This window comes from Streptomyces sp. NPDC059355 (genome assembly GCF_042752335.1).
Taxonomy (GTDB): Bacteria; Actinomycetota; Actinomycetes; order Streptomycetales; family Streptomycetaceae; genus Streptomyces.
Genome location: NZ_JBHYXN010000018.1, coordinates 23,348 through 38,871, shown reverse-complemented (window position 1 = coordinate 38,871; position 15,524 = coordinate 23,348). Strand labels below are relative to the sequence as shown.

Here is a 15,524-nt window from a genome sequence, read left to right as displayed (position 1 = left end):
GACCCCCAGGAATCTTCTGCAAGTTCTGCACGGCCCAACCGGGCCGCTAGGAATGCTTCTGTTCTATTGCTGGCTGAGGTCAGCCGGCCATGCGGCGGGTCGCCTCTGCGAGGCGGTCCGCGATGGTGCCGTCGATGACCTCGTCGCCGACCCGCACCGTGATCCCGCCGAGGACCGCGGGGTCCACGTCGAGGTTCAGGTGCATCTGGCGGCCGTACAGCTTGGCCAGCACCGCGCCGAGACGCTGCTTCTGCACGTCGCTGAGCGGAACCGCGGTGGTCACGGTGGCGACCATGCGGTCACGGCGCTCGGCGGCGAGCTTGGAAAGGGACTCGAGTCCCGCTTCCAGGCTACGTCCACGCGGGTGCGTGACGAGACGCGCGACCAGGCGCTCGGTGACGGCGTTCGCCTTGCCGCCGAGCAGGCTGCGCAGCAGCTCGCTCTTGGCGGAGGCGGTGGCGCCGCGGTCGGTCAGCGCGGCACGCAGCTCGGTGCTCGAGGCGACGATCCGGCCGAAGCGGAAGATCTCGTCCTCGACGTTGTCGAGCGCGCCACCCTGCTGGGCCGCCGTGAGGTCGGCGTTGGCCGCCAGCTCCTCCAGCGAGTCCACCAGGTCGCGGGACTGCGACCAGCGCGACCGCGCCATGCCGGACAGCAGGTCGAGGGTTTCCCCGCCCACCTGGCCGGACAGCAGCCGGCCGACCAGCTCGGCCTTGGCCTCGCCGGACTGCGCCGGGTCCGTGATGACCCGACGCAGCGAGACCTCACGGTCGAGCAGCGCGGTGACGGCTGCCAGCTCGCCGGCGAGCTTCGCCGCGTCGACGGACGTGTTGTCCATCAGCGCGTCGAGACGCTCGCGCGCGGAGGCCAGCGCCTCGCGGCTCGCTCCGTTCATCGGGCCGCCTCGGCCTTCTCCTCAAGCTCGCTGAGGAAGCGGTCGATCGTGCGGCTCTGGCGGGCGGCGTCCTCGAGGGACTCGCCGACGAGCTTGCCGGCCAGGTCGGTGGCGAGCTTGCCCACGTCCTGACGCAGCGCCTGAGAGGCGGCCTTGCGGTCGGCCTCGATCTGGGCGTGGCCGGCAGCGATGATCTCCTCACGCTGCCGCTGGCCCTCTGCGCGCAGTTCTTCCTTGAGCGCAGTGCCCTGCTCCAGCGCTTCCTGGCGCAGGCGCGCGGCCTCGTGCCGGGCTTCGGCGAGCTGGGCCTTGTACTGCTCCAGCACGCTCTGGGCCTCGGTCTGAGCGGCCTCAGCCTTCTCGATACCGCCCTCGATCTGCTCGCGGCGCTCGTCCAGAACCTTGTTGATGTTCGGGAGGAGCTTCTTCGCGAGGAAACCGAAGACGATGACGAAGGCGATCAGACCGATGACGAGCTCGGGGATCGGCGGGACGAGCGGGTTTTCCGTCTCGGCCGCGAGAACCAGGAGGTTCACATCAGTGCCTTTCGTCTAATCGGACTAGTGGTCGCGGTTCGTCAGCTGTAGACGAACGGCATGACCAGACCGATGAGGGCGAGCGCCTCACAGAAGGCGAAGCCGAGGATCTGGTTGGCGCGGATCAGACCGGCAGCCTCGGGCTGACGGGCGAGAGCCTGCGTGCCGTTACCGAAGATGATGCCGACGCCGACACCCGGGCCGATGGCCGCGAGACCGTAACCAACGGAGCTGAGGGAGCCGGTGACGCCATCGGCGGCAGCGAGGATCTGGGACATGCCAGTTCTTCCTTCTCTTTCACGGACCGGTGGGGGTTGGCCACCGGACGACAGGGGGTTTGGGGGAGGGCCTGACTCAGTGGTGCTCGGCGAGTGCGCCCTGGATGAAGCTGCAGGCCAGGAGGACGAAGACGTAGGCCTGGACAGCCTGGATGAAGAGCTCGAACGCCGTCATCACGATGACCATGATGAAAGAGACGCCGGCGTAGGCGATCCCGATCCCGTTCAGCAGGTACCAGCTGGCGATGGTGAACAGCAGCAGCAGGGTGTGACCGGCGAACATGTTCGCGAACAGTCGGACCGCGTGGGTGAAGGGGCGCACCAGGACGTTCGAGAAGAACTCGATGACCATGACCAGGGGCAGCACGCCGCCGAGCGACTTGTCGTAGCCCGTCAGGTTCTTGAGTCCGCCGACGAAGCCGTGACGCTTGAACGTCACCGACATCCAGATGAAGTAGACGACCAGCGCGAGCGCCGCCGGGTACGCGATGATCGCGGTCACCGGGAACTGGGCCACGGGGACGATCGACCAGACGTTCAGCACCCAGACGAAGAAGAACAGCGACACCATGAAGGGGACGTACTTCTCGCCCTCCTTCTTGCCGAGCGTCTCGTAGACGATGCCGCGGCGCACGAAGTCGTAGCCGGCCTCGGCGACCATCTGCAGCTTGCCCGGTACGACCTTCGGCTTCCGGAACGCGGCCCAGAAGAAGGCGACGATGATCACTGAGCCCAGGAGGGCCAGCAGCATCGGCTTGTTGAAGTACACACTGGTGGTGCCGGCTTCGCCCCACAGCGGCTCGAAGAGGAACGAGTGCAGGCCCGGGCCGGGGAAGCCACATCCGTCGAAGATGTGACAGTCGGTCTCGAAAGCGAGCACCTGCGTCAGGTCAGCACTCACCGCGGGCTCCTTCAGCGTGGCGCATAGGTACGGCAACCTCGTTGTGTCGGCGCGGCGCACAGCCGCTGTTCGGCACTGGACTGGTGTTACGGGTGTGGGGGCGGCGATCAGGCATCGAGCCTCGCGATGGAACAGGCGTCAGCTCAGATGCCCGCGCCCGCAATGCCGCAGTTGGCACCGGACGATAGCAGCATCTCGAACGCGCCCTTATTCCGGCCCTACCCCTCACGACTTCGGCCCCGAATTTTCGGGCTTGTCGCCCTTCGTCGAGTCCGGTTCGACGTAGAGGATCTTGGCCTTCATATGAGCACGGGTCTGTGCGCCGATCCACACGAGGGTGGTGGCGACGAGCGTGATCGCGAAAGCCTTGGGGTTGAACAACGTCGTGTTCTTGAACACCGCGACAAAGACGAACAGCAGCAGGATCTGGGCCGTGTAGAGCATCAGCCCCATGGCCTGGAACAAGTGCGGCAGCGATTTCGCGGTGCGTTGCAGAACGACGAATCCGATGCCCATGAACAGCATCACGACCAGGGTGGCGATGACTGCGCCAAGGGCCCCCTTGCCGCCTGCCACCACGGCGCTGATGACGGCGGCGAGAGCGCCGGCGACAGCCGTGGGTACAGCGGCGTGCAGGAGGGATCGGACGTCATCTGACCGCATGGCGGTTTGCTCCGCGTGGTGGTGGGGGCACGGACTCGTACGGGAACTCGTACGGGACGAGCGTAAGCCCGGTCCGAGATCGAACCTCGGGCCGATGGGCCGTCGCACTACGGTCCTTCGGCTCTGTCGCCGGGTTTAGTGAACGGTATCACAAACTATTTGATGAGAGCTTTACCTGCGTAGTGTGCTGACTGTCACACATGAGAGCTAACCCGCCCGTGTGTGCGCGACAAGCCGCCATTGTGTGTGCTAAAGGGGGTTCATGTCCGACATGTACCGCGGGCGTCAGCGCGTCGACTCGGCCTTACGCCGGTCGGGGAAGCGCGAACGGGGGCCTACCGCGGTCGCTCCGTTGACGCCCGAGACGCCGACCCGGATCGGCCCGGCCGGCTCCGGCTCCCGGCCCGAGGCATCCAGCGCGGCCGCCTCGGCGGCGCGCTCGCGGTGCCGGTAGCGCGGCGGGACCAGACCCTCGGCCCAGCGCGGGGCGCGCGGGGTGAAGCGCGGCAGGAGCAGCAGTACGAGGCCCAGCGCGCTCAGGCCGACGATGGCGAGCACGATCCACATCGAGGCGGAGTGCACCGAATACGCCACCGCGCCGAATGCGATCAGCCCTGACCAGAAATACATGATCAGCACCGCGCGGCTGTGCGAATGCCCGAGTTCCAGCAGCCGGTGGTGCAGGTGCCCGCGGTCGGCGGCGAAAGGCGACTGGCCCTTCCACGTACGCCGCACGATGGCCAGGACCAGGTCCGCCACCGGGATCGCAATGATGGTCAGCGGGAGCAGAAGCGGAATGAAGACCGGGAGCATCGCGTGCACCGCGTTGCGCTCACCGCCGGCGAACAGGGCCATGGTGTCCGGGTCCACCTGCCCGGTGATCGAGATCGCGGCGGCGGCCAGCACCAGACCGATGAGCATCGATCCGGAATCGCCCATGAAGATCCGCGCCGGATGCATGTTGTGCGGCAGGAAGCCCAGGCACATGCCCATCAGGATCGCCGCGAACAGGGTCGCGGGCGCGGCCGCCTCGATCCCGTACCCGAACCAGATCCGGTACGAGTAGAGGAAGAACGCGGCGGCGGCGATGCAGACCATGCCGGCCGCCAGGCCGTCGAGCCCGTCCACGAAGTTCACCGCGTTGATGGTGATCACGACGAGGGCCACCGTGAGCAGGTTGCCCTGCCACTGGGTCAGCGCGACCGTCCCGATACCCGGGACGGGGATCCACAGGATGGTCAGACCCTGGATGACCATCACACCGGCGGCGATCATCTGCGCGCCGAGCTTGATCAGGGCGTCGATCTCGAACTTGTCGTCGAGGACGCCGACCAGCCAGATCAGGGCGGCTCCGGAGAGCAGCGCCCGCGGCTCGTTCGACAGCTCGAAGACGCCGTTGAGGTTGCGCAGGTGGTCCGCCACCAGCAGCCCCGCGCACAGTCCGCCGAACATGGCGATGCCGCCGAGCCGCGGAGTGGGCTCGCGGTGCACGTCGCGGGCGCGGATCTCCGGCATCGCACCGGCCGCGATCGCAAACTTCCGCACGGGCCCGGTGAGCAGGTAGGTCACCGCGACCGTGACGCAAAGCGTCAGCAGATATTCACGCACGGGCTGCCCCAGATGTATCGCCGGCCATCTCAGCCCCACACATTAGCTGCGATGTACCCCTCATCGAGGACGCGAGGGGGCGCTATCCCGGTTGCGGTACGCCCTGTTTACCCCCATTACTCCTCGTACGGGGGAAATTCGCGCGTCAGCTCGGACACTTCCGCACGGGGGTTCGCGCCTCCCCCGCGCATCGCGGCGGTGAACAGCGCGGCGATCCGGGCCATCTCGGGCTCCCGCATGCCCTGGGTGGTGACGGCCGCCGTACCGAGCCGGATCCCGCGCTGGTCCCCGTACGGGAGGGCACAGGTGTCGAGCACGATGCCGGCGGCGGCGAGCCGGCCGCGCGCGGTCGGACCGTCCACGCCGAGCGGCGCGGGGTCGGCGGTGATCAGGTGGGTGTCGGTGCCCCCCGTCGTCACCGCGAACCCGTGGGCCGCGAGCTCTTCGGCCAGCACCCGCGCATTGGCCACCACGCGATGGGCGTACGTGGTGAACGCCGGCGCCGCGGCCTCGCCGAAGGCCACCGCCTTGGCCGCGATGGTGTGCATCTGGGCGCCGCCCTGGGTGAAGGGGAACACCGCCCGGTCGATCCGTTCGGCGAACTCGGATCCGCACAGGACCATCCCGCCGCGCGGGCCGCGCAGCACCTTGTGCGTCGTCGCGCAGACGACGTCGGCGTACGGCACGGGGCTGGGCGCGGCTCCGCCGGCGACGAGCCCGATCGGATGGGCGGCGTCCGCGATGAGGTACGCCCCGACCTCGTCGGCGATCTCCCGGAACACGGAGTACTCGGGGTGGCGGGGGTAGGAGATCGAGCCGCAGACGATGGCCTTGGGCCGGTGCATGCGGGCGAGGCCCTGCACCTGCTGGTAGTCGATCAGGCCGGTCTCGGCGTCGACCCCGTACCCGACGAAGTCGAACCAGCGGCCGGAGAAGTTGGCGGGAGAGCCGTGGGTGAGGTGGCCGCCGTACGGGAGCCCCATCGCGAGGACGGTGTCCCCGGGCCGCAGCAGCGCGGCGTAGGCGGCCAGCACGGCGGAGGAGCCGGAATGCGGCTGTACGTTGGCGTGCTCGACCCCGAAGAGCGCCCGGGCCCGCTCGACGGCCAGCCCTTCGGCGAGGTCGGCGTACTCGCAGCCGCCGTGGTAGCGGTGGCCCGGATAGCCCTCGGCGTACTTGTTGGCGAGCGCCGAGCCGAGGGCCGCCAGTACGGCGGGCGAGGTGAAGTTCTCGGCGGCGCTCAGCTGCAGGTTGTCGGCCTGCCGCTGCGCCTCCCCCGCGAGCACGTCGGCCATCTGCGGATCCTGCTGCCGCAGCAGGTCCGGGGGCGGGGTGATGACGCTCATGGCGCGACTCCAGTGGGCTGTCCCGAATAGCCCCACTCTAGGTCGCCCTGTCCCGCTCTGCCCGTTTCAGCAGGCCGAACCTGCAGGGCCGAGCACCCCTGGAGGGGTCAGCGCGGAGGGTTGACGCCCGTCAGGGCCGTGACCACAGGGTCCAGCGCCTGGTTGATCTCGTCGCCGATCGAGCGGAAGAAGGTGATCGGCGCCCCGTACGGGTCGTACACCTCGTCCGCGTCGGGCGACGGCGCCAGCAGCCACCCGCGCAGCGCCGCGGCAGCCCGCACCAGCGCACGGGCCCGCTCCGCGACCCCGTCGTCCAGCGGCGGCAGCGTGGCCGGATCTATGGCCCGCACCAGCCGCGTGAACTCCTTCAGCGTGAACGTCCGCAGCCCCGCCGAATGTCCCATCGAGATGACCTGCGCCCGGTGGTCCCGCGTGGCGGTCAGCACCAGGTCCGCCCGTATGACGTGCTCGTCCAGCAGTTCCCGACCGGTGAACCCGGTCGCGTCCGCCCCGAAGTCCTCGAGCACGGCCGCCGCGTTCGCCTCCATCGGGGCACCCTCGTGGCCCCAGGTCCCCGCGCTCTCCACGATCAGGTCGCCGGCCGGAATGCCGCCCAGCCGGTGCGCCAGCGCATGCCGGGTCAGCCGCTCGGTGATCGGCGAGCGGCACACGTTCCCGGTGCTGACGTGGAGGATGCGGAACGTGTCCCCGCCGGCGCCCGCCGGGTGGGGGTCCCCCCAGCCGCGGTCGCCGGAGGTGTGCCCGCTTGCTATGCCACGCCCCTCAGGGCTCACGGGGCCACCTCGAGGTCGGGTACGACCTCCCGCAGCTGCTCGGCGGTCAGCGCCCCCTCGCGCAGCAGGACGGGAACCTTCCCCGTGACGTCGACGATCGACGACGGCTGGATCCCCGGAGTCGGACCGCCGTCCAGGTACACGGACACGGAGTCGCCGAGCATCTCGCGCGCGGCGTCGCAGTCCTCGGGCGCCGGGTGCCCGGTCAGGTTCGCCGAGGACACGGCCATCGGACCGACCTCGGTCAGCAGCTCGATCGCGACGGGGTGCAGGGGCATCCGTACGGCCACGGTCCCGCGGGTCTCCCCCAGGTCCCAGGCCAGCGACGGCTGGTGCTTGGCGACGAGCGTCAGCGCGCCCGGCCAGAAGGCGTCGACGAGCTCCCAGGCCTGCTCGGAGAAGTCCGTGACGAGCCCGTGCAGGGTGTTCGGGGAGCCGATGAGCACGGGGGTCGGCATGTTGCGGCCGCGCCCCTTGGCGGCGAGGAGGTCGCCGACCGCCTCGCCGCTGAAGGCGTCCGCGCCGATCCCGTACAGGGTGTCGGTGGGCAGCACGACAAGCTCGCCGCGGCGCACGGCGGATGCGGCTTCACGCAGACCCGTCTTGCGGTCCGTCGCGTCGTTGCAGTCGTATCGCCGGGCCATCAGCGGGACTCCTCGTGCAGCAGGGGGGTGGAGGGGTGGGTCGCGCCCGTCACGGCATGGCCTTGCGGGCGGTGGCGAAGCGCGGGCGGTTGTTCAGGTCGGGGTGGTCTGCGGCGTCGGCCCAGCCGCGCTCCTCGGCGAAGATCCACGGGACCTGACCGCCCTGGGTGTCGGCGTGCTCGATGACGACGATGCCGCCGGGCCGCAGCAGCCGGTGCGCGGTGCGCTCGATGCCGCGGATGGTGTCGAGCCCGTCCTCGCCGGAGAACAGCGCCATCTCGGGGTCGTGGTCGCGGGCCTCGGGGGCGACGTACTCCCACTCGGTGAGCGGGATGTACGGCGGGTTCGAGATCACCAGGTCGACCTGGCCGTCCAGCTCGGGCAGGGCGCGCAGCGCGTCACCCTGGTGGACGGTGACCCGCGATCCCTCGGCGTTCTTGCGGGTCCACCGCAGGGCGTCCTCGGACAGCTCCACCGCGTGCACGCGCGAGCGCGGCACCTCCTGGGCCATGGCCAGGGCGATGGCGCCGGAGCCGGTGCACAGGTCCACGATCAGCGGCTCGACGACGTCCATCGCCCGGACGGCGTGTATGGCCCAGTCCACGACCGACTCCGTCTCGGGCCGGGGCACGAAGACCCCGGGCCCCACCTGGAGCTCCAGGTACCGGAAGAAGGCGCGGCCCGTGATGTGCTGGAGCGGCTCGCGCGCCTCGCGGCGGGCGACGGCCTCCCAGTAGCGGGCGTCGAAGTCCGCGTCCTTGACGTGGTGCAGTTCCCCCCGCTTGACGCCGTGCACGAAGGCCGCGAGCTCCTCCGCGTCGAAGCGCGGTGAGGGCACGCCGGCGGCGGCCAGCCGCTGGGTGGCCTGGGCCACCTCGGCAAGCAGCAAGTTCACGCTGGTCCTCCGGGCTGCTGTCGTACGGGGGTGGTGCGGGGGCGGTGCACGGTGAAGCGGGTCGAGCGGGGGATCAGCGCGCGGACGCCAGCTTGGCGGCCGAGTCCGCGTCGACGCAGGCCTGGATCATCGGATCGAGGTCGCCGTCGAGCACCTGGTCCAAGTTGTACGCCTTGAAGCCCGTCCGGTGGTCCGAGATCCGGTTTTCCGGGAAGTTGTACGTACGGATCTTCTCGGAGCGGTCCACGGAGCGCACCTGGCTGCGGCGCACGTCGGAGGCCTCCTGCTCGGCGGCTTCCTGGGCGGCGGCCAGCAGGCGCGACCGCAGGATGCGCATCGCCTGCTCCTTGTTCTGGAGCTGGCTCTTCTCGTTCTGGCAGGAGGCGACCACACCGGTCGGTACGTGCGTGATGCGCACGGCCGAGTCGGTGGTGTTGACGGACTGGCCGCCGGGGCCCGACGAGCGGTACACGTCGATGCGGAGGTCGTTCGGGTTGATCTCGACCTCGACCTCCTCGGCCTCCGGGGTGACGAGCACGCCGGCGGCGGAGGTGTGGATGCGGCCCTGGGACTCGGTGGCCGGAACACGCTGGACGCGGTGCACGCCGCCCTCGTACTTCAGGCGGGCCCAGACGCCCTGGCCGGGCTCGGTGGCCCCGTTGCCGCCCTTGGTGCGGACGGAGACCTGGACGTCCTTGTAGCCGCCGAGCTCGGACTCGGTGGCGTCGATGATCTCGGTCTTCCAGCCCACGCGCTCGGCGTAGCGCAGGTACATGCGCAGCAGGTCGCCGGCGAACAGGGCCGACTCGTCGCCGCCCGCGCCCGCCTTGACCTCGAGGAGCACGTCCTTGTCGTCGCTGGGGTCGCGCGGGACCAGCAGCATGCGGAGCTTCTCGGTGAGCTCCTCGCGCTGCGCGGTCAGCTCCTTCACCTCGGCCACGAAGTCGGGGTCGTCGGCCGCGAACTCCTTCGCCGTCTCGATGTCCTCGGCGGACTGCTTCCAGGCACGGAAGGTCGCGACGATCGGGGTCAGCTCCGCGTAGCGCTTGTTGAGCTTGCGCGCGTTGGCCTGATCCGAGTGGACCGAAGGGTCGGCGAGCTTCTTCTCAAGATCGGCGTGCTCGCCGACCAGTTCCTCGACCGCCTCGAACATCGGGGGCTCCTGGGGTGAAAAGTACGAAAAAGGGCTGCGGGACGACAAAGGCGCCGGTCCGGCTGCCCCCGTGTGGACAGGGTGCAGCCGGAGTCCGGCGCCGGGGGCTCGCTACTTCGAGCCGGCAGCCTTGCCGAAGCGGGCCTCGAAGCGGGCGACACGGCCACCGGTGTCGAGGATCTTCTGCTTGCCCGTGTAGAACGGGTGGCACTCGGAGCAGACCTCGGCACGGATGGTGCCCTCGGTCAGGGTGCTACGGGTGGTGAACGACGCGCCACAGGTGCAGCTGACCTGGGTCTCGACGTACTCGGGGTGAACATCGCGCTTCAAGGTGTCTCCTAGATTCGGGAGGGCGCCGGGTCGCAGGGGCCGAATTGCGCACTGCGTGAACCGGGGCCGACAGACCAGTCTGCCAGGACCGGGCTGCCTGTCAAAATTCTGAGGACGCCTCCCTCAACGAGAGGGGTACGACATCTATTCCGCTCCCCGGCGGGAAGCATCTGATCAGGCATTTTGCGCGTCACTGCACGATCTGTCCGGCGGTGCCCTTGTCACCCATGGAGTTCGCGGTGGCCTCGGCGGGGACCGGCTGCTCGGCCAGCAGGGCGTCCCAGACCATCTTGGACTCCTTGGCCAGCGGGGCGACCCGGTCGGCGTCACGGGGGTCCGGGCCCACGGGCAGGGTGATCATCTTCATGTCCTGGGCATCGATGCCCTGGAGGCTCTGGGCGAAGCCCATCAGGGACTTCACGTCGCCGAGCGACTTGTCGGTGGTGAGCGCCTTGGTGCCGGTGTCGGCGAGGTCGAGCAGCCGCTTGGGGTTGTCGAAGACGCCGACGCCCTTGACCTGCTTGATCAGGGCCTTCATGAACGCCTGCTGCAGCTGTATTCGGCCCAGGTCGGAGCCGTCGCCGACGGTCTTGCGGGTCCGTACGAGGCCGAGGGCCTGCTCGCCGTTGAGCTTGTTGGGGCCGGCCGGGAGGTCGAGGTGGCTCCCGTAGTCCTTGATCGGCTTGTTGGTGGTCAGCTCGACGCCGCCGAGGTTGTCGATGATCTTCTTGAAGCCCGTGAAGTCGACCTCGATGTAGTGGTCCATGCGGACCCCCGACATCTTCTCGACGGTCTTGACCGCGCAGGCGGCCCCGCCGATGGTGAACGACTCGTTGAACTGGGAGCGCGAGCTGCCGCGGTCGGTCTTGCCGTTGCCCAGCGTGCAGGCCGGCCGGTTGACCATGGTGTCGCGCGGTATCGAGACGACGGTGGCCTTCTTGTGGCCCTCGTAGAGGTGGACGATCATCGCGGTGTCGGAGCGGGCCGAGCCGCCGTCGTCCGGCCCGTACTCGGAATTGGCGCCGCCGCGGGAGTCGGAGCCGAGGACGAGGATGTCCATCGAGCCGTTGTCCACGTTCTGCGGGCGGTCGGTGCCGAGCGCCTGGTCGATGTCGACCGTCTTGAGGTTCCCGTTCAGGTGGAAGTAGAACCACCCGAGACCCGCCCCGCCCAGCAGGACCACGCCCGCGGCGCTCCACGCGGCGATGACCAGGGCCCCGCGGCGCTTCGGCGGTTTCCGTCGGCGCCGGCCCGCGGCACGCCTGCCGCCGCCCCTGCTGTCGCCGCTCATGCTCTCCTCAGTCCTGAGTACGTTCCCTCTGACACAGACGGACGAATGCCGTCCAGGGTTCCACGGCCGGAAGACACCTCCTGCGAGGGCACTGCGGCGGCCGGGACGGGACGAACGGCCCGTGCATCGTCGGGCACACCCCCGCCCACCTGCGGCTTTTCAGAGGGACGTACCGCGCGGCGGGAAGGTTCACGCGAGCGGCGGGTGTGTCGAAGCTCGCACCCGCGGGCACAACGCAGGACCGCCCCCACCGCGGCTGCGGTGGGGGCGGTCCGGTGATGCCGTGTACGGCGACGGATCGACGGATCAGTCGTCGTTCTTGCCCGACGGGGTCGTCTTGGCGATCTGCATCAGGAACTCGGCGTTCGACTTCGTCTGCTTCATCTTGTCGAGAAGCAGCTCGATGGCCTGCTGCGAGTCGAGCGCGTGCAGCACCCGGCGCAGCTTCCAGACGATGGCGAGCTCCTCGCTGTTGAGGAGGATCTCCTCCTTGCGAGTGCCCGACGGGTCGACGTCGACGGCCGGGAAGATGCGCTTGTCGGCGAGCTTCCGGTCGAGCTTGAGCTCCATGTTGCCGGTGCCCTTGAACTCCTCGAAGATCACCTCGTCCATGCGCGAGCCGGTGTCGACCAGCGCGGTGGCCAGGATGGTCAGCGAGCCGCCGTCCTCGATGTTGCGCGCGGCACCGAAGAAGCGCTTCGGCGGGTACAGCGCGGTCGAGTCGACACCACCGGACAGGATGCGGCCGGAGGCGGGCGCCGAGAGGTTGTACGCACGGCCCAGACGGGTGATGGAGTCCAGCAGGACGACCACGTCGTGACCCAGCTCGACGAGACGCTTGGCGCGCTCGATGGCCAGCTCGGCGACGGTGGTGTGGTCCTCGGCCGGGCGGTCGAAGGTCGAGGAGATGACCTCGCCCTTGACCGACCGCTGCATGTCGGTGACCTCTTCCGGACGCTCGTCGACCAGGACGACCATCAGGTGGCACTCGGGGTTGTTGACGGTGATCGCGTTGGCGATCGCCTGCATGATCATGGTCTTACCGGTCTTCGGCGGGGCCACGATCAGGCCTCGCTGACCCTTACCGATCGGCGACACGAGGTCGATGATGCGGGTGGTCAGCACGCCCGGGTCGGTCTCCAGACGGAGCCGGTCCTGCGGGTAGAGCGGGGTGAGCTTCTGGAACTCCGGGCGGCCACGGCCGGATTCGGGCGCCATGCCGTTCACCGAGTCCAGACGCACGAGGGCGTTGAACTTCTCGCGGCGCTCGCCGTCCTTGGGCTGGCGCACGGCACCGGTGGTGTGGTCACCCTTGCGCAGACCGGCCTTGCGGACCTGGGCGAGGGAGACGTACACGTCGTTGGGGCCGGGCAGGTAGCCCGAGGTCCGGATGAACGCGTAGTTGTCGAGGATGTCGAGGATGCCCGCGACGGGGATCAGCACATCGTCGTCGGCGACCTGCGGCTCGCTCGGCGCGAACTCGTCGCGGCCACGGCGGCCACGGCGGTCGCGGTAGCGGCCGCGACGGCCGCGACGACCGCCCTCGTCGTCGAAGTCGTCCTCGGGACCGTTGCCCTGGGGAGCCTGACGGTCCTGGCGGCCCTGCTGCTGACGGTCCTGGCGGCCGCCCTGCTGCTGACGGTCCTGACGGTCGCCCTGCTGCTGGCGGTCCTGGCGGTCGCCGCGGCCGCCGCCCTGACCCTGGCCGGTCTGACCGCCCTGGCCGGTGCCCTGGCTCTGGCCGGCCTGGCTCTGGCCGGCCTGGCCCTGGCCGGCCTGGCCCTGGCTCTGGGCGCCCTGGCCCTGGTCGTCGGTCTTGGCGCCGCGGTCGCGGCGGTCGCGGCGGCCGTCGCCGCGCTCCGTACGGTCACCGCGGTCGCGGCGGTCGCGTCGGCCGCGGCCCTCGCCCTCCTGGGCGGGTGCGGAGACGGCGGTGGCGGCCTCGGCCTTGGCGTCGGCCGGAGCGGTCGCGGTGGCGGTCTCGGTCTTGGCCTCGACCTGCACGGCGGCGGGGGCCGCGGTCTCCGGGCTGCCGGAGGGGGCCGTGGCCCGACGGCGGCGGCGCTCGCCGGCCGGCGCGTCGTCGGAGGCCGGCTGGCCCGGGATCTCGATCTGCGCCTGCGCGGCGGGCTTCTCGGCGGGCGCCTCGGCGGCGGCCTCGCCCGTACGGGCCTTGCTGGTGGCGCGGCGCTTCGGCTTGGCCTCGGCGGCGTCGGCGGCGGGAGCCGCGGCCTTCGGGGCACTGCTTCCCGCCTGCGCCTCCTTGATGACCTCGATCAGCTGGCTCTTGCGCATCCGCGCGGTGCCCCTGATGCCGAGGCCCGACGCGACCTGCTGGAGCTCGGCCAGGACCATGCCCTCGAGGCCGGTGCCGGAGCGGCGACGCTTGGGGGCGGCGCCCGCGGCGGGGGCACTGGTGTCGACAGTGGTGTCGGCAGCGCCCATCAGATCGGTGGTGTCGCTCACGAAGGGTCCTTCCCTGGAGCGGACGTCGGCCTGTCTGGCTCGGCGACCGGTTGTGCTGTCCGACAACGGTCCATGGCTTGATGGGTCATGGGCCGCGGCCGGGGCGGTGGTCCGCCGAAAGAGGAACGGCGGAAAGAAACGTGCATGGGTGGTTCCGGCGAGAAGCCCCCGAGCTGGAAGCGTGGGAATATCACGCCGATTCCGGAGCGTGCTCGAAACTGCTGGAAGCGATCAAAGCAGTCGGGGAGGCTCCCGGAAGAAAGGTGGTCCCGGATGGGGACACTGAGCACCGAGCCATGGCGGCTTCGGCTGCGCACTTGAGACTAACACTACCGGATCCAACAGATATTCCCCCTCTCAATCACCGGCAATCGCGCCTACGACGCGGGCGGCCTGCCCTGGCCGCCCGCCCCCGGCGGGTCTGCCCTACGACCTAGCCGCCCTGGGTTCCCAGCGGCAGGACGCTCGCGCCCGCGGCGTCGAGGGCGAGCCGGTTCGCCGCCCACCCTTCGCCCGCGAGCTGCGCGACCTTGTCGGCCGCACCGTTGTCGACCAGCGCGAGGACCGTGGGGCCCGCGCCGGAGATGACCGCGGGGATGCCGTCCGCCCGCAGCCGGTTGACGAGTGCCACGCTCTCGGGCATCGCCGGGGACCGGTACTCCTGGTGGAGCCGGTCTTCGGTGGCCGGCAGCAGCAACTCGGGACGCCTGGTCAGGGCTTCGACGAGCAGGGCCGCGCGGCCGGCGTTGACGGCCGCGTCTACGTGCGGGACGTTGCGCGGCAGCAGGCCGCGCGCGGTCTCCGTCAGGACCGGCTTGGAGGGGACGAAGACCACCGGAACGATGGAATCGGCGGGCTCCATACGGATCGCCTTGGCGCTGCCGCCGTCCATCCAGGCGAGGGTGAATCCGCCGAGGAGACAGGCGGCGACGTTGTCGGGGTGGCCCTCGATCTCGGTGGCCAGTTCGAGCAGGGCCGCGTCGTCCAGCCTGGCCTCTCCGCCTATGGTCACCGCGCGGGCGGCGACGATGCCGGCGCAGATGGCGGCGGAGGAGGACCCGAGGCCGCGGCCGTGCGGGATGCGGTTGGCGCAGACGACTTCGAGGCCGCGCGGCTGCCCGCCCAGCAGGTCGAAGGCGGTGCGCATGGAGCGTACGAGCAGGTGGCTCTCGTCCCGCGGGAGGGTGTCGGCGCCCTCACCCGCGATGTCGATGTTCAGGCCGGAGTCGGCCACCCGGACGACAACGTCGTCGTAGAGCCCCAGGGCCAGACCGAGGGCGTCGAAGCCCGGGCCGAGGTTGGCACTGCTGGCGGGGACGCGCACCCGTACGGCGGCGGCGCGGAACGCTGGACCGGCCATCGTCCGATGACACTCCTTGTGACTGTGCGAGACGAGATCTTCGCTGGCTCGCTGCGAATGTACTGGAGAACGTACGACACCCGAAGGCCCACTGGGCAGCACCACGGTCATATGCGCGGTGGCGGATGTAAGTACAGCGTATCGAAGGAAGGTTCTCTCGCGACATAGGGCGCACAGGAGGCGCACGATGCGTGTCGATTCCTTCCGGTGGATTCCGGTGGATTCCGCCGAATGCCGTTGACTTTTGTGCTGTACGGCCCGAGTTGCCGGAGTACGGGAGCCGCCGGGGGGCCTTACGGAATCAGGCCCCGGGGGGGTTTGGGTCGGACCCCGGGGCGGCCGGGGCATCTATCGCCGCGGCGGG

The 15,524-nt window shown here is 69.9% G+C and carries 15 protein-coding genes; all 15 read right to left on the bottom strand.

Annotation, left to right across the window (positions count from 1 at the left end):
• Positions 1 to 79: 79 nt before the first annotated feature.
• Positions 80 to 895 carry a F0F1 ATP synthase subunit delta gene (locus ACFXGI_RS18790; protein WP_384707533.1) on the bottom strand — a complete coding sequence of 272 codons (816 nt, stop codon included), beginning with the start codon at positions 893 to 895 and terminating at the stop codon, positions 80 to 82.
• On the bottom strand, positions 892 to 1,431 hold the full coding sequence (locus tag ACFXGI_RS18785) for a F0F1 ATP synthase subunit B (protein ID WP_030857149.1): 540 nt from the start codon (positions 1,429 to 1,431) through the stop codon (positions 892 to 894). The genes ACFXGI_RS18790 and ACFXGI_RS18785 overlap by 4 nt, the downstream gene beginning before the upstream one ends.
• Before the next feature lie 41 nt (positions 1,432 to 1,472).
• Positions 1,473 to 1,709 (bottom strand): ATP synthase subunit C, encoded by a 237-nt coding sequence (locus tag ACFXGI_RS18780; RefSeq protein WP_030153776.1) that lies wholly within the window; start codon positions 1,707 to 1,709, stop codon positions 1,473 to 1,475.
• A 76-nt stretch (positions 1,710 to 1,785) separates the two neighbouring features.
• Positions 1,786 to 2,610 carry a F0F1 ATP synthase subunit A gene (gene atpB, locus ACFXGI_RS18775; RefSeq protein WP_383347819.1) on the bottom strand — a complete coding sequence of 275 codons (825 nt, stop codon included), beginning with the start codon at positions 2,608 to 2,610 and terminating at the stop codon, positions 1,786 to 1,788.
• 225 nt (positions 2,611 to 2,835) lie between these two features.
• Positions 2,836 to 3,273, bottom strand: a complete 438-nt coding sequence (locus ACFXGI_RS18770) for a hypothetical protein (protein WP_366101089.1) — start codon at positions 3,271 to 3,273, stop codon at positions 2,836 to 2,838.
• Between the two features lie 285 nt (positions 3,274 to 3,558).
• Entirely contained in the window at positions 3,559 to 4,893 is a 1,335-nt protein-coding gene (locus ACFXGI_RS18765; RefSeq protein WP_384707758.1) for an MraY family glycosyltransferase, read from the bottom strand.
• 104 nt (positions 4,894 to 4,997) lie between these two features.
• Positions 4,998 to 6,227: a serine hydroxymethyltransferase gene (gene glyA / locus ACFXGI_RS18760; protein ID WP_384707528.1), complete on the bottom strand. Its 1,230-nt coding sequence runs from the start codon at positions 6,225 to 6,227 to the stop codon at positions 4,998 to 5,000.
• A 107-nt stretch (positions 6,228 to 6,334) separates the two neighbouring features.
• Positions 6,335 to 7,021 (bottom strand): protein-tyrosine-phosphatase, encoded by a 687-nt coding sequence (locus ACFXGI_RS18755; RefSeq protein ID WP_384707525.1) that lies wholly within the window; start codon positions 7,019 to 7,021, stop codon positions 6,335 to 6,337.
• The gene (locus ACFXGI_RS18750; RefSeq protein WP_384707522.1) at positions 7,018 to 7,665 is read right to left on the bottom strand and encodes an L-threonylcarbamoyladenylate synthase; all 648 of its coding nucleotides are present in this window, start codon (positions 7,663 to 7,665) and stop codon (positions 7,018 to 7,020) included. Before ACFXGI_RS18750 ends, ACFXGI_RS18755 begins: the two co-directional genes overlap by 4 nt.
• Before the next feature lie 49 nt (positions 7,666 to 7,714).
• Positions 7,715 to 8,560 (bottom strand): peptide chain release factor N(5)-glutamine methyltransferase, encoded by an 846-nt coding sequence (prmC, locus tag ACFXGI_RS18745; RefSeq protein WP_030857135.1) that lies wholly within the window; start codon positions 8,558 to 8,560, stop codon positions 7,715 to 7,717.
• A 73-nt stretch (positions 8,561 to 8,633) separates the two neighbouring features.
• Positions 8,634 to 9,713 (bottom strand): peptide chain release factor 1, encoded by a 1,080-nt coding sequence (gene prfA / locus ACFXGI_RS18740; RefSeq protein WP_384707519.1) that lies wholly within the window; start codon positions 9,711 to 9,713, stop codon positions 8,634 to 8,636.
• A gap of 111 nt (positions 9,714 to 9,824) precedes the next feature.
• Positions 9,825 to 10,043: a 50S ribosomal protein L31 gene (rpmE, locus tag ACFXGI_RS18735; RefSeq protein ID WP_030153765.1), complete on the bottom strand. Its 219-nt coding sequence runs from the start codon at positions 10,041 to 10,043 to the stop codon at positions 9,825 to 9,827.
• A 190-nt stretch (positions 10,044 to 10,233) separates the two neighbouring features.
• Positions 10,234 to 11,334: an LCP family protein gene (locus ACFXGI_RS18730; RefSeq protein WP_384707516.1), complete on the bottom strand. Its 1,101-nt coding sequence runs from the start codon at positions 11,332 to 11,334 to the stop codon at positions 10,234 to 10,236.
• A 306-nt stretch (positions 11,335 to 11,640) separates the two neighbouring features.
• Positions 11,641 to 13,800: a transcription termination factor Rho gene (gene rho, locus ACFXGI_RS18725; protein ID WP_384707513.1), complete on the bottom strand. Its 2,160-nt coding sequence runs from the start codon at positions 13,798 to 13,800 to the stop codon at positions 11,641 to 11,643.
• A gap of 433 nt (positions 13,801 to 14,233) precedes the next feature.
• Positions 14,234 to 15,160: a homoserine kinase gene (gene thrB, locus ACFXGI_RS18720; RefSeq protein WP_384707510.1), complete on the bottom strand. Its 927-nt coding sequence runs from the start codon at positions 15,158 to 15,160 to the stop codon at positions 14,234 to 14,236.
• Between the last annotated feature and the right edge of the window lie 364 nt (positions 15,161 to 15,524).

Bases quoted from the DNA above. Each gene is read 5' to 3' on its own strand.
- ACFXGI_RS18790 (WP_384707533.1), bottom strand. From the start codon at position 895: ATGAACGGAGCGAGCCGCGAGGCGCTGGCCTCCGCGCGCGAGCGTCTC.
- ACFXGI_RS18780 (WP_030153776.1), bottom strand. From the start codon at position 1,709: ATGTCCCAGATCCTCGCTGCCGCCGATGGCGTCACCGGCTCCCTCAGC.
- ACFXGI_RS18770 (WP_366101089.1), bottom strand. From the start codon at position 3,273: ATGCGGTCAGATGACGTCCGATCCCTCCTGCACGCCGCTGTACCCACG.
- glyA (WP_384707528.1), bottom strand. From the start codon at position 6,227: ATGAGCGTCATCACCCCGCCCCCGGACCTGCTGCGGCAGCAGGATCCG.
- ACFXGI_RS18750 (WP_384707522.1), bottom strand. From the start codon at position 7,665: ATGGCCCGGCGATACGACTGCAACGACGCGACGGACCGCAAGACGGGT.
- prfA (WP_384707519.1), bottom strand. From the start codon at position 9,713: ATGTTCGAGGCGGTCGAGGAACTGGTCGGCGAGCACGCCGATCTTGAG.
- ACFXGI_RS18730 (WP_384707516.1), bottom strand. From the start codon at position 11,334: ATGAGCGGCGACAGCAGGGGCGGCGGCAGGCGTGCCGCGGGCCGGCGC.
- thrB (WP_384707510.1), bottom strand. From the start codon at position 15,160: ATGGCCGGTCCAGCGTTCCGCGCCGCCGCCGTACGGGTGCGCGTCCCC.